Origin of the sequence: Candidatus Enterococcus murrayae (assembly GCF_017315985.1) — a bacterium.
Classification (GTDB): domain Bacteria; phylum Bacillota; class Bacilli; order Lactobacillales; family Enterococcaceae; genus Enterococcus_A; species Enterococcus_A murrayae.
Genome location: NZ_JAFLVR010000006.1, coordinates 1 through 23,001 on the forward strand (window position 1 = coordinate 1; position 23,001 = coordinate 23,001).

The 23,001-nt window shown below is 38.0% G+C and carries 22 protein-coding genes; 21 read left to right on the forward strand and 1 reads right to left on the reverse strand.

The genetic code is table 11. The features are described from left to right. Window positions 1-281: 281 nt before the first annotated feature. The 10 genes from JZO85_RS02845 to JZO85_RS02890 all read left to right on the forward strand — a co-directional run bounded on the left by JZO85_RS02845 (window position 282) and on the right by JZO85_RS02890 (window position 10,355). The gene (locus JZO85_RS02845; RefSeq protein ID WP_207107003.1) at window positions 282-812 is read left to right on the forward strand and encodes a hypothetical protein; all 531 of its coding nucleotides are present in this window, start codon (window positions 282-284) and stop codon (window positions 810-812) included. A gap of 417 nt (window positions 813-1,229) precedes the next feature. After that, a complete protein-coding gene (locus tag JZO85_RS02850; protein ID WP_207107038.1) occupies window positions 1,230-3,308 on the forward strand; it encodes a BglG family transcription antiterminator in 2,079 nt (692 codons plus the stop codon). A gap of 3 nt (window positions 3,309-3,311) precedes the next feature. Continuing rightward, the gene (locus JZO85_RS02855; RefSeq protein WP_207107005.1) at window positions 3,312-3,788 is read left to right on the forward strand and encodes a PTS sugar transporter subunit IIA; all 477 of its coding nucleotides are present in this window, start codon (window positions 3,312-3,314) and stop codon (window positions 3,786-3,788) included. Between the two features lie 14 nt (window positions 3,789-3,802). Beyond that, window positions 3,803-4,102, forward strand: coding sequence for a PTS sugar transporter subunit IIB (locus tag JZO85_RS02860; protein WP_207107007.1), 300 nt, complete (start codon window positions 3,803-3,805; stop codon window positions 4,100-4,102). Window positions 4,103-4,155: 53 nt separating this feature from the next. After that, on the forward strand, window positions 4,156-5,427 hold the full coding sequence (locus JZO85_RS02865) for a PTS galactitol transporter subunit IIC (protein WP_207107009.1): 1,272 nt from the start codon (window positions 4,156-4,158) through the stop codon (window positions 5,425-5,427). A 75-nt stretch (window positions 5,428-5,502) separates the two neighbouring features. Continuing rightward, window positions 5,503-6,600, forward strand: a complete 1,098-nt coding sequence (locus JZO85_RS02870) for a galactitol-1-phosphate 5-dehydrogenase (protein ID WP_207107010.1) — start codon at window positions 5,503-5,505, stop codon at window positions 6,598-6,600. Next, window positions 6,566-7,612 (forward strand): zinc-binding dehydrogenase, encoded by a 1,047-nt coding sequence (locus JZO85_RS02875; protein WP_207107011.1) that lies wholly within the window; start codon window positions 6,566-6,568, stop codon window positions 7,610-7,612. The genes JZO85_RS02870 and JZO85_RS02875 overlap by 35 nt, the downstream gene beginning before the upstream one ends. 41 nt (window positions 7,613-7,653) lie before the next feature. After that, entirely contained in the window at window positions 7,654-8,454 is an 801-nt protein-coding gene (locus tag JZO85_RS02880) for a sorbitol-6-phosphate dehydrogenase subunit (RefSeq protein ID WP_207107039.1), read from the forward strand. Between the two features lie 13 nt (window positions 8,455-8,467). After that, window positions 8,468-9,142, forward strand: a complete 675-nt coding sequence (locus tag JZO85_RS02885) for a fructose-6-phosphate aldolase (RefSeq protein WP_207107012.1) — start codon at window positions 8,468-8,470, stop codon at window positions 9,140-9,142. Window positions 9,143-9,593: 451 nt separating this feature from the next. Continuing rightward, a complete protein-coding gene (locus JZO85_RS02890; RefSeq protein WP_207107013.1) occupies window positions 9,594-10,355 on the forward strand; it encodes a CpsB/CapC family capsule biosynthesis tyrosine phosphatase in 762 nt (253 codons plus the stop codon). Between the two features lie 19 nt (window positions 10,356-10,374). Here JZO85_RS02890 and JZO85_RS02895 read toward each other — a convergent pair whose 3' ends face one another. Next, window positions 10,375-11,913, reverse strand: coding sequence for an AcpB/EbpR/MafR family transcriptional regulator (locus JZO85_RS02895; RefSeq protein WP_207107014.1), 1,539 nt, complete (start codon window positions 11,911-11,913; stop codon window positions 10,375-10,377). Window positions 11,914-12,201: 288 nt separating this feature from the next. On the opposite strand from JZO85_RS02895, the gene JZO85_RS02900 reads away from it, so the two are divergent. From JZO85_RS02900 to JZO85_RS02950, 11 genes are all read left to right on the forward strand, one after another. Beyond that, window positions 12,202-13,449 carry an O-antigen ligase family protein gene (locus tag JZO85_RS02900; protein WP_207107015.1) on the forward strand — a complete coding sequence of 416 codons (1,248 nt, stop codon included), beginning with the start codon at window positions 12,202-12,204 and terminating at the stop codon, window positions 13,447-13,449. Next, a complete protein-coding gene (locus JZO85_RS02905) occupies window positions 13,446-14,483 on the forward strand; it encodes a glycosyltransferase family 4 protein (RefSeq protein WP_207107016.1) in 1,038 nt (345 codons plus the stop codon). Before JZO85_RS02900 ends, JZO85_RS02905 begins: the two co-directional genes overlap by 4 nt. A 14-nt stretch (window positions 14,484-14,497) precedes the next feature. Beyond that, window positions 14,498-15,184: a YveK family protein gene (locus tag JZO85_RS02910; protein ID WP_207107017.1), complete on the forward strand. Its 687-nt coding sequence runs from the start codon at window positions 14,498-14,500 to the stop codon at window positions 15,182-15,184. Window positions 15,185-15,209: 25 nt separating this feature from the next. Further along, a complete protein-coding gene (locus tag JZO85_RS02915; RefSeq protein ID WP_207107018.1) occupies window positions 15,210-16,421 on the forward strand; it encodes a polysaccharide pyruvyl transferase family protein in 1,212 nt (403 codons plus the stop codon). Next, window positions 16,418-17,836, forward strand: coding sequence for a lipopolysaccharide biosynthesis protein (locus JZO85_RS02920; RefSeq protein ID WP_207107019.1), 1,419 nt, complete (start codon window positions 16,418-16,420; stop codon window positions 17,834-17,836). Before JZO85_RS02915 ends, JZO85_RS02920 begins: the two co-directional genes overlap by 4 nt. Continuing rightward, entirely contained in the window at window positions 17,829-18,554 is a 726-nt protein-coding gene (locus JZO85_RS02925; protein WP_207107020.1) for a WecB/TagA/CpsF family glycosyltransferase, read from the forward strand. Before JZO85_RS02920 ends, JZO85_RS02925 begins: the two co-directional genes overlap by 8 nt. Continuing rightward, window positions 18,551-19,792, forward strand: coding sequence for a glycosyltransferase family 4 protein (locus JZO85_RS02930; protein WP_207107021.1), 1,242 nt, complete (start codon window positions 18,551-18,553; stop codon window positions 19,790-19,792). Before JZO85_RS02925 ends, JZO85_RS02930 begins: the two co-directional genes overlap by 4 nt. After that, window positions 19,789-20,556, forward strand: coding sequence for a winged helix-turn-helix domain-containing protein (locus JZO85_RS02935; RefSeq protein ID WP_207107022.1), 768 nt, complete (start codon window positions 19,789-19,791; stop codon window positions 20,554-20,556). Before JZO85_RS02930 ends, JZO85_RS02935 begins: the two co-directional genes overlap by 4 nt. A 236-nt stretch (window positions 20,557-20,792) precedes the next feature. Further along, window positions 20,793-21,479, forward strand: a complete 687-nt coding sequence (locus JZO85_RS02940; protein WP_207107023.1) for a sugar transferase — start codon at window positions 20,793-20,795, stop codon at window positions 21,477-21,479. A 35-nt stretch (window positions 21,480-21,514) separates the two neighbouring features. Beyond that, window positions 21,515-22,288 (forward strand): YveK family protein, encoded by a 774-nt coding sequence (locus JZO85_RS02945; protein ID WP_207107024.1) that lies wholly within the window; start codon window positions 21,515-21,517, stop codon window positions 22,286-22,288. A gap of 18 nt (window positions 22,289-22,306) precedes the next feature. Further along, the gene (locus JZO85_RS02950; RefSeq protein WP_207107025.1) at window positions 22,307-22,990 is read left to right on the forward strand and encodes a CpsD/CapB family tyrosine-protein kinase; all 684 of its coding nucleotides are present in this window, start codon (window positions 22,307-22,309) and stop codon (window positions 22,988-22,990) included. The last annotated feature ends 11 nt before the right edge of the window (window positions 22,991-23,001 follow it).

The window sequence follows — 23,001 nt, forward strand, 5'->3', positions numbered from 1 at the left end:
AACTTATCTGACAGAGTAAGAGTTGGTATTCTCAGTAACACCTTCGTTAATAATGTGCGGAAATAACTGTAAAATAACTCGTAATTTTCGTTTTCCTAATTCAAATACTTTTTTAAATAGTATTATTTGTTATGGCTGATAATTTTTATCTTTATTGAATGAACAAAACCGCTGTATATTGTTTTTAATAATTATATTTAATGTCTATTTAGTTCTGACTTAGTGTAAACTATGACTTAGGGTTGATATAGTTAGATAATTAAAAAATAGGAGAGATTCATATGAAAAAGAAAGTGTTTAATATTATGTTTCTGGGGGTAGCTTTAACTAGTCTGTCTGCATGTTCTAATGGGAACTCCGATAGTTCGGCGAAAAGTGAAAATCAGAATTCCGTAGTGAAAGTTGAAGAATCGTCATCTTCTGAATTAAAAGAGATAGAAGATTCATCAAAGGCGTCAGAAGCAAACTCAAAATATTTTGATTTGATGATCGAGGCCGCTCAGTCTCAACTGCCTGTTCTTAAGGAACAAATGGGCGATATGTATTCTGATATTACCATTACTTCTGGTGCTGAACATACGATTATTTACACATATACATTATCAGAAAATCCTGTAGTAGATTTAGATATGGAAGCGCTGAAACCTGTTCTCATCAAAGGGATAAAGTCTGTAAATGATCCAATAAAAAATATAATTCCAGATGCAAAATTTCAAATGATTTATTTAAGACCGGATAAAACAGAATTGGGTAATATGGTTATTACTCAAGAAGACATAGAAGCTATTCAAGTGGATTCGGCTGAATTGTAAAATAAGATCGGGAGAACCTTTAACGATCTTTGTGTTCAATATTTTTAGCAGGATGTATTTCATTCTATTAACGCGTAAGCGTAAAAAATTTTTAAGGATTATAAATATGTGTATCAAAAAAATATTTCAACCCGAGAATAGCAACACGCCCCTTTTTGAATAAAATGAATAACAAAAAAACAAATTCTATGAATGGGTCTGTGCTATTGAGTTTAACTTCTTTCGTTTAAGCAAGAATTTCATCTAAAATAAAATATTGATATTTATTTTAAAACAGGGGGATTTCCCCTGTTTTTTTATGGGAAAAATTTCTTTCAGTTCAATCTAAGCTCATGTTGCACAAAGTATGCATATTATTGGATAACAAAGAATGTAGAATTGAAAGCGATTTTAACGTATTTTGAGAGTGTAAGGGTGATGAATATGAACTTAGAAGATCGAAATAACCAAATATTAATTGAGCTGATAAATAATCCTCAAATTACTAGTAATGTTTTATATGAAAGGTTCGATCTATCGAGAAGTCAATTGAATTACGCTTTAAAAAAGATCAATGATTTTCTAGATGATGGAAAGTTGCCACAGATAAAGCGAACTAAAAATGGTCATTTTTTAGTTCCTAGTATGGTGGTGTCTGTTTTTGGAGGTGGTAAAGAAAAGGAACATGAAAAAAATGAATACTATATTTTTTCAGGACAAGAACGAGTTTGGGTAATCGAGTTAATGATATTGGCTAAAAATGAATATCTGTCGTTGGATCATTTTATCGTGGAACTGGGAGTTAGTAGAAATACTGTTTTGCGGGACTTAAAGAGACTTGATACAGAACTTGAAAAGTATGATTTGAAACTAAACTACAATCGTCAAAAAGGTTATTTCCTTCAGGGGGATGAATGGAACAAGAGGGATCTGTTATCAAGCGTTTTAATGAATTTGGCGGAAATCTATGACGGTGTTAATTGTATTATACAGTTTGCAAAGATTGATGCGAATCTGATCGAGAGCTTCAAAAAACGCATAAGTCTGGTTGAGGAAAAACTAAATATACAGTTTACGGATGACAGGCTAAAAGTTTTACCGTTGCTACTTATTTTGATTATTCGTAGAGCTAAAAGAGGAAAGCATATAACGTATAATTTCAAAATCAATGATTTTGAACTTGCTGATACAAAAGAATTTTTGGCTGCTGAGCATATTATTTGGGATGTCGATGAAATCAGTAGAAATGAGCGTGTCTATCTAACCCTATTATTGCTTACAACCAACTTGTCGCAGGCCAATATTCTTTCAGTTAAAGAAATTGATAGCTTGAAGGAAGCCTTGTTGGAGGTTCTGAATAATTTTGAGAAAGTTTCTGGATTAACTGTAGAACGTAAAGAGAAACTGTTAGAACGTTTATTGATTCATATGAGACCAGCCTATTACCGAATTAAGTATCATCTAAATTTACAAACACGTTTTTACCAAGAAAACAAGGATTCAGATTTGTTTTCATTGTTTTACCTAGTGAAAGAGTCGAGTTCCCCATTGGTAGCTTTTTTTGGAGTGTCTATACCTGATCCTGAATTGTTTTTAATCTCCCTGTTTATCGGTAGTCACATTGTGGAAAGTACGGAAATAATTCGAGACGGCAATAGAAGACGTGCCATTATTGTTTGTCCAAACGGTATTTCAATATCCTTGTTGTTGAGAAATACTTTACAAAATCTTCTGCCAGAAATTGACTTTATCGACTTAATATCTGAACGAAAGTTCTATCAAAGTAATTACGAAGTTGATTTCATATTTTCAGCAATTCCTTTAGAAACAAAAAAATCTGTTTTTGTTGTCAATAATTTTTTAACAGAACAGGAAAAAAGGCAGTTGAGAGAACGTGTATTGCGTTCAGTAACACTTTCTAAAAATAGTAGTGTTAGTCCTGAAAAAATTATGTCACTAGTTAAGAAATATACAGTGATTTCCGATGAAGAAAATCTATACCATGAATTATTAAACTTATTTACTCCAAAGGATTTCGAAGTGCTAGGAAAAAAACGCCTTCATTTAATGGATGTGTTAAATCATGAAACCATTCAAATTTTTGAAGAAGAGATAGAATGGCAAGAACTTTTGGATAATTTAGCCAAGCCTTTAGAGGAACAAAATACTATAAGCAAAAACTTCGTGGATGTTTTAAAAAAAGAAATGCCAATATTACCGCAATATACTATCTTGCGAAACACTATAGGGTTACCGCACACAGTAAGTGAAGCAGGAGCTCTAGGCGTGGGTATTAGCATGGGAATTGCTAAAAAAGGAGTACTTACTGAGAACGGATCAAAAATATACACGGTTGTTCTATTAGCCTCTAATGATAAAGACAAGCATGTCGATTTGATATTCGAATTGATGAATTTAGCAGGTTCGAAACAATTAGAAAAAATAGAGAAGGCAAAGTCTACTAAAGAAATAACCAATTTATTGGTAGATTTTAGTGAAGAATATTGGAGGAACTAAGAGATGGAAAAAAATGAGAAGCTAATTTCTTATGTAAAAGCTCCTTTGATCTTTGTTCAAGAGTCTTTTTCAACTAGTAGGGAACTTTTTGAACAGGTTTATGAAAGAGCTTTGGACATGGGGTGGGTCAGAAAAGATTTTCTTGAACGAATAGAACAAAGAGAGGAAATGTTTCCGACAGGGATTCAACTAGAGCGTTTTGGTGCTGCTATTCCACATACTGATGCTGAATGTATCTTAACTGAATTTGTAGCAGTGATAACTAATAAAAAACCTGTGTCTTTTAATAGTATGGAAGATAAGCGTAAAAGAGTTAATACAGATATTGTTTTCATTTTGGGATTAAACCAGCCTCATGCGCAATTGGAAATGCTGCAATCATTAATGAGTCTATTACAGAATGAGATTATTTTAGAAGAAGTATTGACTGCATCAAATGCAGAGCAATTGCTTTATACAATTAAAAAAAATGATTTATAAAAGGAGAGAGTTTTATGAGAAAAATTAAAGTATTGGTGGCTTGCGGAGCAGGAATTGCTACTTCAACAGTAGTCATGAAACGAATAGAGGATTTATTGCAGGAAAATCACATTAGTGCAGATGTTCAACAAATTAAAATTGCTGAAGCAGTGTCAAAACAAGAAGGTGCTGACATGCTCATCTCCACAACTATATTACCAACTCAATACAAGATACCCGCGATTACAGCTTTAGGATATATCAGTGGTATCGGTGCTGACAAGTTGGATCAACAAATTTTAGACTTGGCAAGATCTGTTGGAGAGGAAGATTAGTTAAAAAATAGTGGCCGCTATTTAAAATAAATACACAAGGAGGATTTATTTGAATGAAAGCTGTTAATGATGTTGTACAGTATATCCTTAATTTAGGACCTACTGTGATGCTGCCCATTATGATCCTGATCATCGCACTTATTTTTAGAGTTCCATTTGGGAAGGCACTGAGATCAGGATTGACGATAGGAATTGGTTTTGTAGGTATCAACTTAGTCATTGGTGTGCTATCGGATAATTTAGGGCCAGCTGCACAGGCTATGGTTGAGCGTTTCGGATTTCATCTGACTGTTATTGATACTGGTTGGCCATCCGCTGCATCTGCTGCGTGGGCTTCACCTGTATCTGCTGTTTTAATTCCAATTTGTTTGATTGTAAACGTTATCTTGCTTTTGTTGAAAGTTACAAAAACTTTAGATATCGATTTATGGAATTATTGGCACTTTATCGCTGCGGGAGCAACAGGATATATCGTGACTAATGGAAATTGGTGGTTTGCTATTTTATGCGCTGTAATATATGAGATTGCTTGCCTGATTATTTCGGATAAAACAGCACCATTAGTTGCTAAGTTTTATGGACTGGAAGGAGTTAGTTTACCGACAGGCTCAACTGCTGCATTTGGCCTGGTCGGTATTCCAATCGGCATTGCAATCAGTAAGATTCCTGGTTTGAATAAATTACATGCGGATCCAGAATCTATTCAAAAGCGTTTTGGTATTTTTGGAGAACCTATGATGATGGGAATTGTTATTGGTGCAGCAATTGCCGCATTAGGTGGGTATGATATTGGTGGTATTTTGAAAATGGGAATTAACATGGGGGCAGTGATGTTCTTAATGCCTCGAATGGTGAAGATACTAATGGAGGGTCTAATTCCAATTTCTGAATCTGTCAGAGATTTTCTACAAGAACGTTATGGGGACAGAGAAATTTATTTAGGTCTAGATGCTGCGGTTACTACCGGACATCCAGCCAACTTAGCAACAGGTCTGCTCTTAGTTCCAATAACATTATTTATTGCGGTCATTTTACCAGGAAACAAGGTTTTACCTTTTGGTGATTTAGCAACAATCCCATTTTATGTTTCCTTAATTGTTGCCCATCGTAAAGGGAATATTATTCAATCTGTTTTAACGGGCACTGTGGTAATTGCCTTGGCTCTATATATGGCTACTAATTTTGCCCCAGTTCATACGGAAATGATGCGAGGAGTTTATGAATTTCCTAAAGGAGCAACTCAAGTATCAACGCTTGATATGGGTGGTAATTTCTTAAACTGGGTTATCTTAAAATTCTCACAATTAGTTTCTGGAATCCTTTAATTAGTATAAGTAGTTGGAAATTGAGGGACTCTAAAAAGAGTTCCTTAATTTTTTTAAAGAAGGAGGAGCTTTATTTTGAAAGCCGCATTATTAAAAGGATTAAATCATTTTGAAGTAGAAGAAATTAGGCAGCCTGTTCCTAGGGAGTACGAGATTTTGGTAGCTGTTAAAGCCGCAGGGATATGTGGATCAGATATTCATAAAATGCAAAATGAATGGAAGTATGACTTACCCATGGTTATGGGGCATGAATTTTCTGGAGTCGTAGAGGCTATTGGAGACAGAGTAAAAAAGGTGTCCGTAGGTGATCGAGTAGCAATTGCTCCATTAATCCCATGTCACGATTGTCTTTATTGTGATTCAGGTAAGTATCAATTGTGTGAAAACTATACGATGATCGGCTCTCATCGTTATGGTGGATTTGAAGAGTTTGTGACTGTTCCAGAAGAGAATGTGATTAATATTGGAAAAAATATTTCTTTTGAAGAAGCTGCAATGATTGAGCCGCTAGCAGTTGCAGCTCATGGGGTAATGGGTTTAGATCCTAAAATTGGAGATACAGTAGCTGTATTTGGCTTAGGAACGATCGGAATATTAACGGTTCAGTGGTTGCGACTAACGGGTGTTAAGAAAATCATCGGTATAGATATCGATTCGAATAAAATTATTGAGGCTGAGAAGTATGGAGTGACGGATACAATAAATTCTCTAGAAGAATCGTTGGTAGATAGAATTTTTGAGCTGACAGATAATATAGGGGTGGACATTGCCATTGAATGTGCTGGTTCAAAAATCACTGAAGAACAATGCCTTTTGATTACTAAAAAAGGAGGAGTAATTGGCTATCAAGGTATTGCCTATTCAGATGTTTTGCTTCATCAAACGGCTTTTGAGAATATTTTTAGAAGAGAGTATACAATAAACGGCTTTTGGAATTCCTATTCGGCCCCATTTCCAGGAAAAGAGTGGGTACACTCTGCGCAGTTTATTGAACAGGGAAAAATAAATTTAAAGGATTTGATTTCTCATCGATATGATTTAATAGATATTCAAAAAGCTTTTAATCTGACAGTCAATCGAGAGGAAACTTATAACAAGGTGATGATTTTTCCAGAAGGTAGAAAAGAGGAGAAAAACAATGAAGGGTGTTTCAAAACAAGCCCCCGGCTATGATCAAATGGCATTTATCGACCTTGCGGTACCTGAAGCAACGGATGATAAGGTATTGATCAAAGTCGCTTATACCGGTATCTGTGGGTCAGATATCCATACTTTTAAAGGCGAATATAAAAACCCAACTACACCAGTCGTGCTAGGACACGAATTTTCTGGACAAGTCGTTGCAGTCGGAGACAGTGTCACAAAGGTCAAAATTGGTGATCGTGTGACCAGCGAGACCACATTCTATGTCTGCGGTGAGTGTGAGTATTGTCAGGAAAAACAATACAATTTATGTCCGCATCGTAAAGGAATCGGTACCCAGCAAAACGGCTCGATGGCCAATTATGTGCTGGCACGAGAAGAGAGTATCCATCTATTGCCAGATCATCTGAGTTATGAGGGAGCAGCGATGAGCGAACCTTTGGCTTGCTGCGTGCATGCGATGTATCAAAAGAGCCGATTGGAACTGAAAGATACCATCATTATCATGGGGCCTGGACCGATTGGTTTGTTCTTACTTCAGATTGCCAAAGAAATTGGGGCATTTGTCATTATGACAGGGATCACGAAGGATACCCATCGCTTAGAATTAGCGAAAAAACTTGGCGCGGATGTGATTGTAGATACAATGAAGGAAGATTTGGCTAAGATCGTTGCTGAAGTAACGAATGGCTATGGTGTGGACAAAGTATACGACGCCTCGGGTGCCGTACCAGCTGTCAATGCCAGCTTGCCATTGATTCGTAAACAGGGACAGTTTATTCAAGTAGGCTTATTCGCCAATCAAATGGTGGATTTGGATACTGAATCAATCATTCAGCGAGAGATCGAATACATCGGCAGTCGTTCACAGAATCCTTATGACTGGCCCATCGCGATACATCTGTTAGCCAAAGGCGCGATCAATATCAATGAGATGATCACAAAAAAATACCCATTGACAGAGTGGCGTGAAGCCTTCGATAAAGTGATGGAAGGTCATGAGATCAAAGTAATGATCGAGTCTAATCCAGGCGAATTTTAGGTTGTATCCAGTATAAAATGAGTATGGGGGAAAGAATGGGTATGAAAAGCTGGTTGAATCTAGATAATAAAGTAGTAATTGTTACTGGCGGTTCTGCAGGTATTGGTAAAAGTATTGTAAAACAATTGTTAGAGAACAACGCAGTGGTTGTCAATTTTGATGTGAAAGCTAACAATCAAATAGAACATAGAAATTATTTTTACTGCAAGGTAGATGTTTCGAATAAAGCAGAAGTAGAAAAACAAGTCGAACACGTTTGGAAGGAATTTAACAGGATTGATGGACTTGTAAATAACGCTGGAATTGCGTTGCCAGGTATCCTAGTAAATTCTGATGGTACAAGAAAATATGAAATAACGGAAGAATCATTTGAACGAACGGTAGCTGTGAATCAAAAAGGCGTATTTTTAGTAAGTCAAGCGGTGGCTCGCAAGATGATTATGCGGCAATCGGGAGTTATTGTGAATATGTCTACTGAAAGTGCTAGAGAAGGATCGATTGGACAGGGTACTTATGTGGGAACAAAAGGAGCGATAAACAGTATGACCTGTACTTGGGCCAAAGAGTTAGGGCAGTTTAACATTCGTGTTTTAGGGGTGGCTCCAGGAATTATAGAGGAGACGGATTTACGTTCAGAAAAATATGAAGAAGTATTGGCTCTCATTCGGGGAATTTCAGTAGATGAACTAAGAAGAAGGTATATAAAAGTTTCGAATCTCCCACTTGGAAGAGTAGGAAAAGTGTCAGAAGTTGCAGAAATCGTTGTTTTTTATCTTTCGGAGCATGCTAGTTATTTAAGCGGCATTGTTACTAATATTGCTGGTGGGAAATCTCGAGGGTGAAAGGAGAAATACGATGGAGTATATGTTAGATACTATTCAATTAGATAGTATAAAAAAATATATGGATATAGTTCCTATTAAGGGAATAACGTCTACACCAAGTATTATTAAACGAGAGGGGAAAATTGATTTTTTTTCTCATATGAAGAAAACATTAGAGGTTATTGGGAATAATCGGACATTGCATATGCAAGTAGTTGCAAAAGACTCAGAAGGTATGGTAGAGGATGCACAAAGAATTTGGAGTCAGATTGGTGAGGAAGTTTTTGTTAAAATTCCAGCCTCTGAAGCAGGCCTACATGCATTAAATAGTTTAAAGAAAGGTAATTCAAATTGTAAGATCACAACTTCAGCTGTCTATACAAAACTCCAGGCTTTTTTAGCCTTAGAGTCAGGAACGGACTACGTTGCTGTGTACACTAATCGATCAGAAAATATTGGAGTTAACCCATTTGAAATCATACAATCAGTACGAAAATACGTTGATAGAAACGAGTTGCCTGGCAAAGTTATGGCATCAAGTATCAAGAGTAACGGGCAACTAACCGAAGCCATAGAATCAGGAGCAGATGCAGTAACCTTTTCTCCTGAAATATTAAGTGATCTTTTTGATTTAGCAGCGACAAAACAGGCAATTGAATATTTCTCAAGAGATTGGGAAAGCCTATACCAAAAGAAAAATATTTAGTTGATACTCTATTAATAGGTAGTTAAAGCTATTGAACTAGCTAAATTAAAAAAGTGTGCCAAATATGTTGATTGAAAAGTTCTTTTAAAAGATATAAAAAAATGAAGCTTTATCGGATTTATTTTGTGACAATAAATATTCAAACTATTTTAATTTGCATAGGAATGTTGGTCATTATCTGCAAAATTACATTTCAGTGATTACCACGATAAAAGAATTATGCTGTGTATAAAAAATTAGGTGCGTCTGTAATAATGGATTATTTTCTTCCGTTATCTGTCGCTCCTCTTTTTTTCGAAAAATGAGCGAATTTTGATAGGGCGTTGAAAGGAATGTCTGTTAAAATCAAACGAAAGATTGGGTATGAGACAGTCGAGCCGTAGGGAATGATTGACTATCTGATCCTTTTTAAAATGTTTTTAGAGATATTAATTAGTTTGGAGTGATAGGCGTGATAGATTTACATTGTCATATTCTTCCAGGGGTGGATGATGGTCCTAAAAATCTTGAAGAGAGTATCGCTATGGCTCATGCAGCTGTACAACAGGGGATTACACACATTTTATGTACCCCACATCATAAGAATGGCCGTTATGATAATCCGGCTGCCAATGTCATCGCGGCCGTAAAAAATTTGCAGCAGGAATTTGATCAAAGAGGGATAGATTTGACTCTTTTTGAAGGTCAGGAGGTTCGTTTGACTGGTGAATTGCTTGAAGATATTCGGCATCAAAATATTCTATTTACAGATCTGAATAACCAATACCTGCTGATTGAGTTTCCAGCAGCAGAGGTTCCGGCCTATACAGATCAGCTTTTTTATCAGCTAATTGAACAGGGACATACACCTGTGATAGTTCATCCAGAACGTAATGGCGTGTTTTCAAAAGACCTGAACCGACTAGTACCGTATCTGGAAATGGGGGTCTTAACTCAATTAACTGCGCCGAGTGTTATTGGTTTTTTTGGTCGGAAAATTCAAAAGGTAGCTAGGACGATGTTGAGTAATCGATTGGTTTACATGGTTGCCTCTGATGCTCATAGTATTCAGCAGCGAGGCTTTTATTTAAAGGAAGCTTATCAAGAAATTGAGAAGGATTTTGGGAGTGAATTAGTGAGAGAGATGGAGCAGATGACCAAAGATCTGCTGAATGGAGATCCAGTAAAGCGTCCAGCTTTTCAAAAGGTAAAACGACATTCTTTTTTTAGATAAGTGAAAAGGCATGTATCCTTCAAAAAGATACATGCCTTTTTTGCTGGTTTTTTATCATAAAAAGTTCGTTTAATTTCGCGTCTAGCGTGCAAAAATCTAGTTTTGTAGGTTTTCGAGGGATCACGATATTGGGAATAGCTGGTTGATCGACTAAAATTGTTTTTCTTGTTGAAAGCAGCAGATCGAGTGAATTGATTTCACCCAGGCAATCATGGTGAGTGTAAATTTCCATTTTAAAACGCCCTAAGAATTCATTTTTAATCATGTTGATCAGACGCTGTTCCTCTAAATTTGACAAGTCTGAGGCTAAGAAAATCTGCAAAGGCTCCTCCACTTTTTGAAGGGGCGTGATCGTTTCAAACAATAAAGGATAAACGGATAATAAATAGCTGCTGTCTCGAAAGAGTGGAAAACCGGTTTTTTTGTATAGCAAAGAAATTAACTCGCTTGCTCGATTTCTTAAGTGAGGAGAGATCGATTCACTGGCATATAGACAAGATTCCTGTGAATGATAATCAGAAGGTTCTTTATTGTGGAATAGCTGACAATGCAGATGAGCACTGTAGAGACTTTTATCCACTGTTTTATGGTCTTCTTTTGAAATGAAAAACTTCTGTTCATCGAACCAGAGTTTTTTGAAGATTTCGACCGACTGGAACAGTTGTGTGTTCCGCTCATAATGAAATTCGATAAAATCTTTTCGTATGTAAGTATTATTAAACACCTCGTCTATTGTAAAAACATATAAAAATAGAAAGCCTATTTCATTTTGCTGCTGGAGCTCTTTAGGAAAAATATCCCTCAGCTCGTAAAAAAAGCGATCGAACAGCTCATTTTTTTCGATATTTTCTCGCTGCTCCTTTGTTAGCTGAACATGCTTTCCTCTTTTTGCTCTTTCAATGCACACCGCAATCATGCAAAAAAGTTTCTTGTATTCAAACTCCGATAAACATAAATGGAAAAAGTTAATAACACGGTCAATAATTTTTTCTGTGATTAATCTTGTAGTTCCCCCATAAGGCCAGCTGCCTCTGCTGAATGAAGTCAATAGCAGGAGAAAGCTGAGATTACGAATATGTGTTTCATTCCCCACCAATTCTAAAGAACGACGCTCAATCGTTATTCCCTTAGGCACTAATTTTTTTCGAAATTTATTGATCATGCGCCATAGAGAAGACTCACTGACATAATACTTATGTGAAAATTGGATGATTGACGGCATTTTTGAGAAAAAGATTTTCATTATCAATTGATAGTTAATAGTGCCCTCGATCATTCGAAAAATCAAATCCTCTAACGCTGGTTCAAAATCATAATGCAAAAAATATCCTTTCTTATTGTGATTCTTCAACACAATTTCATTGTTGGAAATGAACGAATCGATGTCTTCTTCGATAAATGTAAGGTACTTCAAAATAGTTCTTTGATTAATTTCTAGCTGCAGTGACAGCTCATCAATGGATAGCCACGTTTTACATTCCTTCAACAAGCAAATAATTTTTATTTTTGTGAACGTTTCCTTGTCAAATAGATCCGCAATTTGATTGATTAGAAACATCTTCCTGTAAATCCCTCCTTTCGATCATTTATTTTTAAAATAATTTAGTTAAACAAACAGTAAGAAATGTTGCGGTGAATAAATAAATAGACTTTTGTGATGTTAATATTCCGTTTTATTAACTTACATTTATTATTTTATACTCTTATTCAAAAGTCAACCAATCAAATTTTGATTAAAAATTAACAAAAACAGATGTTTGAATAAATATCGACTAGATTAACATTAATTATATTTAATTTTATGCATCGCAAATTTTACTTAATTCTAAAGAAAAGGAGAGATTTATTGAGTGAACGAATAAGGCTTCATATTTTTTTGCTGCTGATAATGATTTTTCCTATAGTGGATATTTTCAACGGGGTCTTCATATCATACGGCAGCAATATTCCATTGGGAACAGCGTATAGAATCTTTTTCATAGCTTATATTCTTTACGGTGTTCTAGCGAAAGGAATGAAGCAAACAGATGACTATGTATTGCTTCTTATTACTCTTTTTTCATTAACGATCATTTGTATTTTTCAGGCCTTCTTTTTTGCCACAGGCTTTAACCTGCTGGTGGAGGAAATGTCCTATGTTATTCGTTTTTCCTTATGTCTGCTGATTCCCTTCTTTGCGAAGCAATTCGGAGCAGCTTTATCCGTAAAGAGGTTGTCTAAACTGACTATTGTATTGGATGTCTTTTTGATTGGCGGTTTAATTGTTCCTTATGTTTTGGGCCTGGGAAATAACACCTATGATGATGCAGCTGGCTTTAAAGGTTTTTACTTTGCTACTAATGATATCGCCTATGCTTTTTTAATCATGCTTTTTTTTGTGGGCTGGTTTTTGATCCAGCAACATAAACCGATAGTACCAGCAAGTCTTTTATTAATTCTTTATTTTCTTAATATGTATTGCCTGCTGATTTTAGGAACAAAGTCTGGCTTATTAACAGGCGTTCTCTATTCCTTCTATTTAATCGGCTATTTTCTTTTTCGTTATCGCAGTGATTCCTTGCATGAACAATTTTTCGTTTTTGAATTTTTGTTAGGGCTGTTGTTATTTCTTTTGATGAAGGGAAAGGAATTCCTATTAACATCTTTATCTAGTGTGATTGCACGCTTTACATACTTCCGCACGCTTTATCAGGATGATTGGCCGAGACTGCTGTTAAGTTCTAGGAATGTTTATTTACGAGATGCGGCCGCTAATTTTTCTCAAGCGCCAAAAAATCAATTGATTTTTTGGTTTGGTTCAGGCTTTGAGAATCGCTGGAATTGGTACGGCAGGAAGGGCGGCCTGATTGAAATGGATTTTTTTGACATGTTTTTTTCCTATGGAATTATTGGAACGATCATCCTTGTGGCAGTGGTTGTTCATTTCCTAAGAGTAGCAGTTTATCAAGGCAGTAATAAGTTTTGCGTATTCTTATTAATTTTTACGGTTATTTACAGTTTTTTGGTCGGGCATGTCTTTTTTTCAGCACTGTCAGCGACAGTATTTGGTTTTATGTGCATGTTCATCCAAGTGATTAAAGAGGAGCAAATATGAAAAAGATAATCATGGTGGGACCGGAAAGTACAGGAAAAGGTGGAATTTCAACGGTCGTCAAAAATTTTATTAATTACTTTCCCAAAAATCAAAAATGGCAGATTCGTTATCTATTTTCATGGAATGAGAAGCACAAGCTCTTCTATGCTTTACGATCGTTTCGGCAGCTGTTTGTAGCGACACATACTGAAGAAGTATCGATTGTTCACTTTCACGTTTCACAAGACGCGAGTTTTTACCGTAAAGCAGTACTGGTGAAGGCTGTGAAAAAAGGAACGAAAATTATTTTTCATATGCATGCGCCGAATTTTGACCATTTCTATAAAGAAGCATCCGAAAATAAAAAACGTTCGATTCGCAAAACCTTGAACCGAGTTGATTTAGTGGTCGCTTTGGGTGATGACTGGAGAAACTATTATCAAACACTGACGAAAACAAAGGTCATCGTGATAAATAATGCTGTTTCTGTCCCTTCGAATAATAGCTATCAGCTTCATTCAACCAACGTTTTAACCTTTGGGCGCATTTGTGAGCGAAAAGGAAGCCACGATATTTTGGCACTTGCTAAGCGAATCCAAAGAAAAATACCAAACGTGCGATTTCATCTTTACGGCGATACTGATGAAACGACCCCGAAAATCATTGAACAGATGAAGCGGCTTAATTGTGAAAACGTCGAGCTGCATGGCTGGACCACGAATCAAGCGGAATTGTTGAAGGACTGTGGCTTGCATCTCCTTCCTTCATATCATGAGGGGATTCCGATGGCAATCCTGGAAACGATGGGCTGCGGCATTCCAAATTTGGCAACGGATGTGGGGGGAATCAGTCAGGTAATAAAAAACCAAGAGAATGGTTTTCTGGTCGCGCCGGGAGACATCGATCAAATGGAGCAGGCGATCATAGCCTTTTTCTCTAATCAGGAGAAGCGTAAACGATTCTCTGCCAACGCTCAGAAGACGATCAGAGATCACTACTCTATGGAAGCTTACCTGCAAAATTGGGAATGTGTATATGAATCATTATCTGATTAGGAGAGGAGTTATTCATGTATTCATTTAAGGAGTTCATGCATTTTCTTTGGCTGCAAAAAAAAGTGATTTTAGTAATGACCCTCTGTTTTATGGGAATAGGCTGTGGAGGCATGTTCTTTATGAAGGGGTTTGACTATACAAATCAGGTGTCCTTTTTATTACCGGCAACGGAGCATGGCGTTGAAGACAATGGGGATGAGGACAGATTGGAAATCGAGAATCAAGTGATCTCTAGCAATATCAAGCTGGTAGAAACCTATAAGGAAATGGTGAAAAGCGAGCCTATGCTGCAGGCGATACAAAAGGATAACCCGCAGCAAAGCAAGCAAGCATTACTAGCCAGCATGAAAGTTTCAAGCAGCATCAATTCACAAATTTTTACAGTCGCTATTACGACCCGCAGTCCAGAACAAAGTAAAAAAATAGCTGTGAGCTTAAGTGAACATTATCCCCAGATCGTCGAAAACAGTCGTCTGCCTAGAAATGTATTTCTGCTTTCTGCCCAATCCATTGAAACGGAAAGGACACCTAGTGTTCCTAAATTCATCCTAGGAATATTCATCATGAGTTTTATGCTCAGTACATCCTGCAGCTTTGGGTGGTCCTATGTACATGAAAGAAAATTCCTAAGGACACCTGAAGCGGCACAGCAGTTGATGGAAATAGAAGCGATCGGAATTGTAGATTTTTATGAAATATAAAAAACATGAAAGTAGAGGAACATGAGTGAAAGCTACACTAGTTAGTTTCATTGACAGCTCGAATATTGGTGATCGATTGATTGCCGCGACGTTATCAGAGCAGCTGTTAGCCGGAATTGAAACAAGGAAATATAGTTACAAACTAATTGAAGAATCAAAAATTAAGATAAATAAAAATCTGATTCGTCGATCAAGAACCCATGAAATTTATTATAAATACTTTCGCCAGCTGCCATTGGTAAGAAACCTTGTCAGTAGGGGAAAGTGGCTAAGATCGCGAAGAAAAATGTATGATCCAGCAGATATTCAACATTTTGAGGAGACGTTGGCCCAAACGGATCTTTTAGTAATCGGTGGAGGAAATGCAATTTTTGATTTATCGTCCGCCACCTTATCCGCTCAGCGCTTTGATCAAGTGGTTTCTTTGGCTAATAAGCATCAGGTCCCGGTCTTTGTCAGCTCGATTGGAATCGGTCCGTTTTGCACGGAGAAGCAAAGAAATGCGGCTGTCGCTACCTTAAAGAAATGTGAGTATGTCACTTTTCGTGATGAACGGTCATTAAGATATTTGGAAAATACTCAACACCCAGCAGCTTATGCTTCTGTTGATCCAGTGTTTCTATTGCCAGAATCACTGCCCTTTGAGCAATTAAAAGCACAAAGAGCTCTGCGGGAACGCATCGGGATTTGTGTCATTGACTATCGAATTACCGGCTGTTCACGGAAGGATTATCTGGACTATTTGGAGGAGATGAAGGTGTTGATCCAACACTTAGCTCAGGCGAAAAAAGAGATCGTTCTATTTTCCTCTGAGGTACAGGATTACGAAACAATCGAAACACTCTATTCTGATTTCCAGAAATCAGCAGAGGTAAAGGTAGCCTTCGTTAAGGATCGGGAAGACTTGCTTGACTTATATCAATCGCTGAGCCTGGTAATTGGAACCCGAATGCATTCAATGATAGTCGCGGTTTCGCAATTTGTTCCAATTATTGGCTTGTCTTGGCAGCAAAAAGTAGTAGAAATGTTCAAAAATCTTGAGCTGGAGGAAGACGTGCTGGCAATTGAAGGCCTGAATGAAAAAAGAGAGCTGTTATCAAAGAAAATCGCCGAAAAGCTGGCGGACAATGAGCAGGAGCTAATTAAAATGAAGCAGCGGAAAGAAGAAATGCGAACGGCCTTTGCGATTAATCATCAAATTATGGCTGACATTCGGCAAAACTTGGTAGAAATATGAATCAATATAAGAAATTATTCAGTGATTCGTTGATTTTTGCGATTGGCAGTTTTGGCAGCAAGCTGATTACGTTTTTTTTGGTTGGGTTTTATACCTACTATTTGAGCAAAAGTGAGTATGGGACAGCGGATCTGCTGATCAATACGATTAATTTGATGCTGCCGATCGTCAGCTTGAGTGTCTCTGAAGGCGTTTTGCGCTTTGTTTTGGACAGCAAAAGTAATTCAGAGAAGGTGGGCTGGCTGCGCACGGCGATCAGTATTAACCTCGTTGGGCTCGGTCTGACTGGGATTTTGGTTGGAGGGGTCTATCTATGCGGACCGCAGGTGATGATTTCTTCTTATGTTGGTTTGCTCAGTTTTCTTTTACTGACGATCCAATCCTTTCAATTGATTTTTATGCAGTACATCAAAGCGATCGGCAAGCTGAGAATCTATGCATCAAACGGCATTCTGTTATCGCTGCTGACCATGCTTTTTGGGCTATTTTTCTTTCGTCAAATGGCCGATAAGCTCGATGCTTACTTTTTGTCTTTGGTATTGGCGAATAGCTTTTCCTTAATATTCTTATCCTTCAACATCTCTTGGAAGAATTTGTTTATCAAAGAAAAGGACTTGGATCAGGTGCAAAAGAAGCAGTTGATCACTTACAGCCTGCCCTTGATTCCCAATTCGGCTATGTGGTGGATTCTTACAACATCCAGCCGCTTTATTATGACTTTCTTTCTGGGAGTAGCAAGCAATGGCATGTACGCTGCGGCTAGTAAGGTTCCTAGCTTGTTATCAGTGATCGGCTCAATCTTCTTGCAGGCTTGGCAGCTTTCTGCGGTTGAAAACTATCGCAAAAAAGATGCGGGGAGCTTCTATCAAAATGTCTTCAATCATTATTGCACACTGCTATTGGTTTTCTCTTGCTTGATTCTATTGTTTTTAGATCCGATAGCTTCTGTATTGCTGTCAAAGGAGTTTTATTTTGCCAAAGCTTACATACCATTGCTGCTGATAAGCAATTTCTTTTCCTGTGTTTCGGGCTTTTTAGGAACAGCTTATATCGTGGTGAAGAAAACAAAAGGCGTTTTGACGACTTCACTAGTCGGAGCTGCCGTCAGTCTCGTGGGCAGCCTTATCTTGATTCCACTGGTGGGGATTAATGGTGCCTCGATAGCATCTGGTTTGGGCTTTTTTATCATCTTTTATTTACGAAAAAAAGAGACCAATCGCTTAATGGAAAATTATCTATCTGCTAGAAAAATGGGAATTCAATTCGGTCTGTTGGTTTTACAGATCGTTCTTAATCAATGGCTGACCTTCTCAAGGTTGGCTTCGATCGGCAGTCAGATTTTAGTGATCGTGTGTATCATTTCCATTGATTTGTTTCGGAGCAATCCAATAAGAAGGAGGGGACGCAATGAATAAAATTGAACTATTTGATTTGCTGATTGATGAGGGCAGCTTGGAAGAAACGGTGGAAGAGATGATTGAGCGAATCCAGCGAAATGAAGTAATAGAGCACGTAGGAGTTAATTCCAATAAGGTCGTTCTAAGCCATCGTGATGCTGAAATCAAAAAAATCATTCAACAAGCGGACATGGTAAGTGCGGACGGCTACTCAGTGGTTCGAGCCTGCCGATGGCTCAAAAAGAAAGACATTGATCGGGTTACTGGAATCGACACAATGATGGCGCTGCTGAAGCAGGCGGAAGAACTAGGCTTGACGGTATATTTTCTCGGCACGAAAGAGACAATTCTCAATAAGCTGCTGGAGGTATTGAAGCAGCAGTATCCCAAGCTGAAGATCGCTGGTGCACAGCATGGCTATTTCAAGGATGAACAGGAGGTAGTAAAAAAAATTGCCGACTGTCAACCGCAAATGCTGTTCATTGGAATGACTTCTCCTTATAAGGAGGCGTTTGTAAATAAGTATAAAAAAGAATTGAACGCCAACTTAATCATGGGCGTTGGCGGGAGCTTTGATGTACTAGCTGGCGAAATATCACGGGCGCCTGTTTGGATGCAGCGCAATGGATTGGAGTGGCTGCATCGATTTATGAAGGAGCCGCAGCGGCTTTATAAGCGCTATATCTTTGAGAATGTCTATTTTATCTATCTCTTAGTGCAGGAGAAATTCAAATGAAGAGGATACGGGTGTTACTGCTGACTTATGGAAAATTACCTGTGCCGGCGGTAAAAGGCGGTGCGATAGAAACGCTGCTCGACACTTTAATTGAAGAAAATGAACAGCAGCAGCTGTTGGAGCTGATCGTGGTATCTAAGGATGATGAGGCGATTGCAGCGTTCAATCGAACACATAAGCATACGCAAGTGGTTGCGGTGAAAACAAAAGAGCGGCCGTTTCGCTGGTTTATTCAAAGATGCTGGAACAAGGGAAGACAAATCGTTACAGGCAAAAGAAAAAATATGATCCCTTATCCAGAGCTAGTGACAGCAGCCAAACACTATCTGCAAAAGAATTCCGTGGATTGCCTGATTGATTTGAATTGTCCAGAGCGAATTCCTCTTATCCGCCGCTTTTTTTCAGGGAAGCTGGCCGTTTATTTACACAATGATTATCTCAATAATCGAACAATGAAGGGAGCAACGATTCTTCAGGAGCTGGACGGGATTTTATCGGTATGTGATTTTCTTAACGAGAAAGCGCAGGAGATTAGCTATTCAAAGGAATGGCCCGCTCTTTATCGTGTGAATAATGGGATCGCGTTAGAGGAATATCAACCGACAGCGCCTACTGAGAGGCAGAAAATCCGTTCGCTATTTCATTATAAGGAGACGGATTGTGTCATTGTCTTTTCAGGTCGGGTGACGGAGACCAAAGGGGTGCATCTGTTGTTTGATGCATTGAATCAAATTGAATCGGTGCAAAACGTCAAGGTATTGGTATTAGGGGGAACTACCTACAGCTCCGCTCAAAAGGATTCCTATTTCAAGAAGGTAATGGCGCAGGCAGAGCAGCTGCCAATCGAAGTGACTTTTACTGGCTATATTGAAAAAAGTCAGATGCCTCTCTATCTGAAGGCGGCTGATATCTGTGCTGTTCCATCAATATTCCACGAAACCTGTTGCCTTTCGGCGGTTGAAGCGCAAGCGATGGGAATTCCTGTCATTGCTACTAAAATTGGCGGGATTCCAGAATACATCAGTGAAAAAAGCGCGTTATTAATCGAGTATGATCAGCAGTTTGTTCCGCGTTTTGCTGAGGGATTAGAGCAATTGATTCATGATGACGCGTTCCGTGATCAGCTGAGTAAAGAAGCTTTAAAAGGAAGAAACAGGCATTCAAAGCGAAGATTCTATGATGAATTTGTTGAGAGTATTAATCACTTAAATGAAATTGGTAAAGGAGATCGAATATGAAACTATTAATTTTAACGAAAAATATATTGGCTGAGACGAGCTTTCAAAGCAAACTTCAGCAAATAAATAATGAAGTGTTTTGCAGCACGTGTTTACTAGATGAGTGTTTTTCGATGGATCAGGAGATGGGGCAGCTGCTTTCTTGTTTTGACGCGGTTATTTTAAGTGAGACGGTGTCTTATCAGGAGATTTTTGAAATAATCCCGCGTATTCGCGAATATGTTCCGGCAATCGTCAGGAAATATGAAAGTGAGTTTACAAAGGGCTATGAAGAAGAGCGGACAGAATACATCATTGATCAGAGGATCAAAGGAAATGCTTCCTTAGAGGAGATTCGCGAGCTTTGTCAAGCTATTGAACAAAAGCAGGCCGAACATCCGAAGGCCAGAACCTTCAGCAGCAGGAAAAGAAGGACTGATGAGGTAGACTACCGCTTTTACAATTTTGGTTTTTCTAAACGGGAAAGAATCATGCTGATGTGTCTGTACGAAAACAGAGGCCAGTATCTGTCACGGCAGGAATTGTGCAAGAAAATTTGGCGTGAAGAAGGAGTAACGGATTCAAAAATGTCCGCGTTGTCTAGCTGTGTCCGCAACATCAAAGAAAAAGTAGAAAAGAGCGGAATGGATTTTAGTCCGATCGATACAGCATGGGGAAGAGGCTATCAGATATCAGATGAATTCTACCATTTAATCAAAGCAGAAGCCGAGTTTAAAAAAAGCGAAGGACACAAAATTTTTGATGTAGCTGAGAATGTGCTTTGAAAAATAGCTTAAAAATTCAAAAATCGAACAAAAATAGAATGGAATGAGCATCGTTTTGTCGATTTTGTTAATAAAAAACGTGATTTTTGGATAAAAATGTTAAAAACCATCACTTATTTGATGTTTCAAGGTGCAGCTTCTGTTCTATTATTAGTTTGTTAGTTGTAATTATTCTAAAAAAAGAGTTTGGAAATCAAGAAAAATACATCGGATTTTTTCGATTTTTTGGAAGTGAAATGATGAATAACATTTATGAAAATAACTCATCCATTAATGATTTTGAATTAACTGAACAACAAAATTTAGCTGCCTCCATTTTTTTTGGAAGGAAAACAAAACGAGTCATTGACATCGTTGTAAGTCTTTTGGGATTAGCTGTTTTGGCGATTCCATTTGGTTTTGTCGCACTGCTGATAAAACTGGAAGATCCTAAAGGCCCAGTCTTTTTTAGTCAAACACGTGTTGGTCTGAATGGAAACTATTTTGTTCTATATAAATTTCGGACAATGTTTGTTGGAGCTGAAGAGCAGCTGGCAGACTTGATGGAAAAAAATGAGATTCAAGGCCCTATGTTCAAAATGAAATGTGATCCGCGTATTACTCGAATCGGTCATTTTTTGCGGAAATTTAGCATTGATGAGTTTCCGCAGCTGGTGAATGTACTGAAAGGGGAGATGTCGATTGTCGGACCCAGACCAGCATTGCCTCATGAAGTGGAGCAATACTCGGATTATCATCGTCTAAGATTACTTGTTAAGCCTGGATGTACCGGTCTGTGGCAGGTGAATGGGCGGAACAATCTCCATTTTGAAGAAATGATCCAACTAGATCTCAGCTACTTAGCTAAAGGAAGTTTTCTTCTGGATATACAGATCATGCTTAAAACCTTTTTGGTCATCATCACACGAGATGGGGCTTATTAAACCAGTATATAAACTATCGGAGGCAACTAGTCATTATGGATGAAAAATTAAATTTCTCCTTTTTTGTGCGCACTATTAAGGAAAAGCTGCTGACCATTATTCTTTTTAGTATCGGCGGCTTACTGCTGGGCGGCTATATTACCTTTTTCTGGATCACGCCGCAGTACAGCTCGCAAACACAGATGATCGCGGCAACGAAATCGACGGAAGAAAATCTTTCTAATGAAATTACTGCTAATCTGCAATTGGTAAAAACCTACAAGGAACTGGTGTTAAGTGATTTGGTCTTGGGACGAGTACAAGAAAGATTGCAGACAGAAGAACATCAACAAATGACGATTAGTCAGTTAAGAGAAGCAATTACACTTGAACAGCAGCAAGAATCGCTTTTTTTTTCGATCCGCGCTGTTAGCGATCGACCAAGGCTGTCCGCTCATTTAGCCAATACAACTTCGCAAATATTTCAAGAAGCTTTAGCAGAAAGTCAAATTCCTGGAGAAATTTCGATTACTTCAGAAGCGACTGCTAGTCGGGCGCCAATATCGCCGAATCATAAATTAAATTTAGTCCTAAGTCTATTTATTGGTGTGTTAGCCGGCTTTCTATTTGTTTTGGTGCGGGCAAGCTTTGATCAGACGATCAAATCAGAACAAACGGTCTATGAAGTTTTTGAAACCAATGCCTTAGGGATTATCCCCTATATGACTAGTGTAGACATGAAAATGTCCGCAAAGGATAAGGATCTTCTGAAGAGAAATTTGTCGGAGGAGTCTTTGCGTGTGTCTAGAAGACAAAGAAAAAGAGTCTAAACTTAGGAGCGTCATTACATGAAAGAAAGAGAAACACGATTAATTTCGATCGAAAATCGATTTTCACCTATTACCGAACAGTATCGCAATGTTCGAACGAGTATTCAGTTTGCTGCATCCTCCGGGCAGTCATTAAAGCTGCTGTTAGTGACATCGACAGAGCAGGAGGAAGGAAAGACTACGTTGGCTTCTAACTTAGCAGTCGTTATGTCTGAAACCAATCAAAAAGTGCTGCTGGTTGATGGCGATCTGCGGCGCGCGACAGCAGGGAAATATTTTAATTCCTTTTCTACCCGTGCTAAGGGGCTAAGTTCTTTATTGAGCAACAGCCGGACTATGCCGGAGGAAGCGATCCAAAGCACACAAGTAAAAAATTTGGATTTTCTCCCGGCCGGACCGATACCGCCAAATCCATCGGAGTTGTTAAATTCCAACCGGTTAAATGAAATTTTAGGACAGCTGGAGGAACAGTACGACTTTGTCATTATTGATTCCCCACCGCTGCTTGTAGTGACAGATGCTCAGATTTTCTCTTCGAAGGTTGATGGCGTTATTTTAGTAGTTCGTGAAAACCGTACAAAACGAAACAACTTAATAAAATGCAAAAACCTGCTTAAGCAGTCAAATGCTCGTTTGGTGGGCTTTGTTTACAACGGAGCAAAATCTACGAGTACAGGAAACTACAAATACTACAAATATTAGGGAGGTGATGG

Excerpts from the sequence above, each read along its gene's own strand:
- JZO85_RS02845 (WP_207107003.1), top strand. The coding sequence starts at position 282 with ATGAAAAAGAAAGTGTTTAATATTATGTTTCTGGGGGTAGCTTTAACT.
- JZO85_RS02850 (WP_207107038.1), top strand. The coding sequence starts at position 1,230 with ATGAATATGAACTTAGAAGATCGAAATAACCAAATATTAATTGAGCTG.
- JZO85_RS02855 (WP_207107005.1), top strand. The coding sequence starts at position 3,312 with ATGGAAAAAAATGAGAAGCTAATTTCTTATGTAAAAGCTCCTTTGATC.
- JZO85_RS02860 (WP_207107007.1), top strand. The coding sequence starts at position 3,803 with ATGAGAAAAATTAAAGTATTGGTGGCTTGCGGAGCAGGAATTGCTACT.
- JZO85_RS02865 (WP_207107009.1), top strand. The coding sequence starts at position 4,156 with ATGAAAGCTGTTAATGATGTTGTACAGTATATCCTTAATTTAGGACCT.
- JZO85_RS02875 (WP_207107011.1), top strand. The coding sequence starts at position 6,566 with ATGAAGGGTGTTTCAAAACAAGCCCCCGGCTATGATCAAATGGCATTT.
- JZO85_RS02880 (WP_207107039.1), top strand. The coding sequence starts at position 7,654 with ATGAAAAGCTGGTTGAATCTAGATAATAAAGTAGTAATTGTTACTGGC.
- JZO85_RS02885 (WP_207107012.1), top strand. The coding sequence starts at position 8,468 with ATGGAGTATATGTTAGATACTATTCAATTAGATAGTATAAAAAAATAT.
- JZO85_RS02895 (WP_207107014.1), bottom strand. The coding sequence starts at position 11,913 with ATGTTTCTAATCAATCAAATTGCGGATCTATTTGACAAGGAAACGTTC.
- JZO85_RS02905 (WP_207107016.1), top strand. The coding sequence starts at position 13,446 with ATGAAAAAGATAATCATGGTGGGACCGGAAAGTACAGGAAAAGGTGGA.
- JZO85_RS02910 (WP_207107017.1), top strand. The coding sequence starts at position 14,498 with ATGTATTCATTTAAGGAGTTCATGCATTTTCTTTGGCTGCAAAAAAAA.
- JZO85_RS02920 (WP_207107019.1), top strand. The coding sequence starts at position 16,418 with ATGAATCAATATAAGAAATTATTCAGTGATTCGTTGATTTTTGCGATT.
- JZO85_RS02925 (WP_207107020.1), top strand. The coding sequence starts at position 17,829 with ATGAATAAAATTGAACTATTTGATTTGCTGATTGATGAGGGCAGCTTG.
- JZO85_RS02930 (WP_207107021.1), top strand. The coding sequence starts at position 18,551 with ATGAAGAGGATACGGGTGTTACTGCTGACTTATGGAAAATTACCTGTG.
- JZO85_RS02935 (WP_207107022.1), top strand. The coding sequence starts at position 19,789 with ATGAAACTATTAATTTTAACGAAAAATATATTGGCTGAGACGAGCTTT.
- JZO85_RS02940 (WP_207107023.1), top strand. The coding sequence starts at position 20,793 with ATGATGAATAACATTTATGAAAATAACTCATCCATTAATGATTTTGAA.
- JZO85_RS02945 (WP_207107024.1), top strand. The coding sequence starts at position 21,515 with ATGGATGAAAAATTAAATTTCTCCTTTTTTGTGCGCACTATTAAGGAA.
- JZO85_RS02950 (WP_207107025.1), top strand. The coding sequence starts at position 22,307 with ATGAAAGAAAGAGAAACACGATTAATTTCGATCGAAAATCGATTTTCA.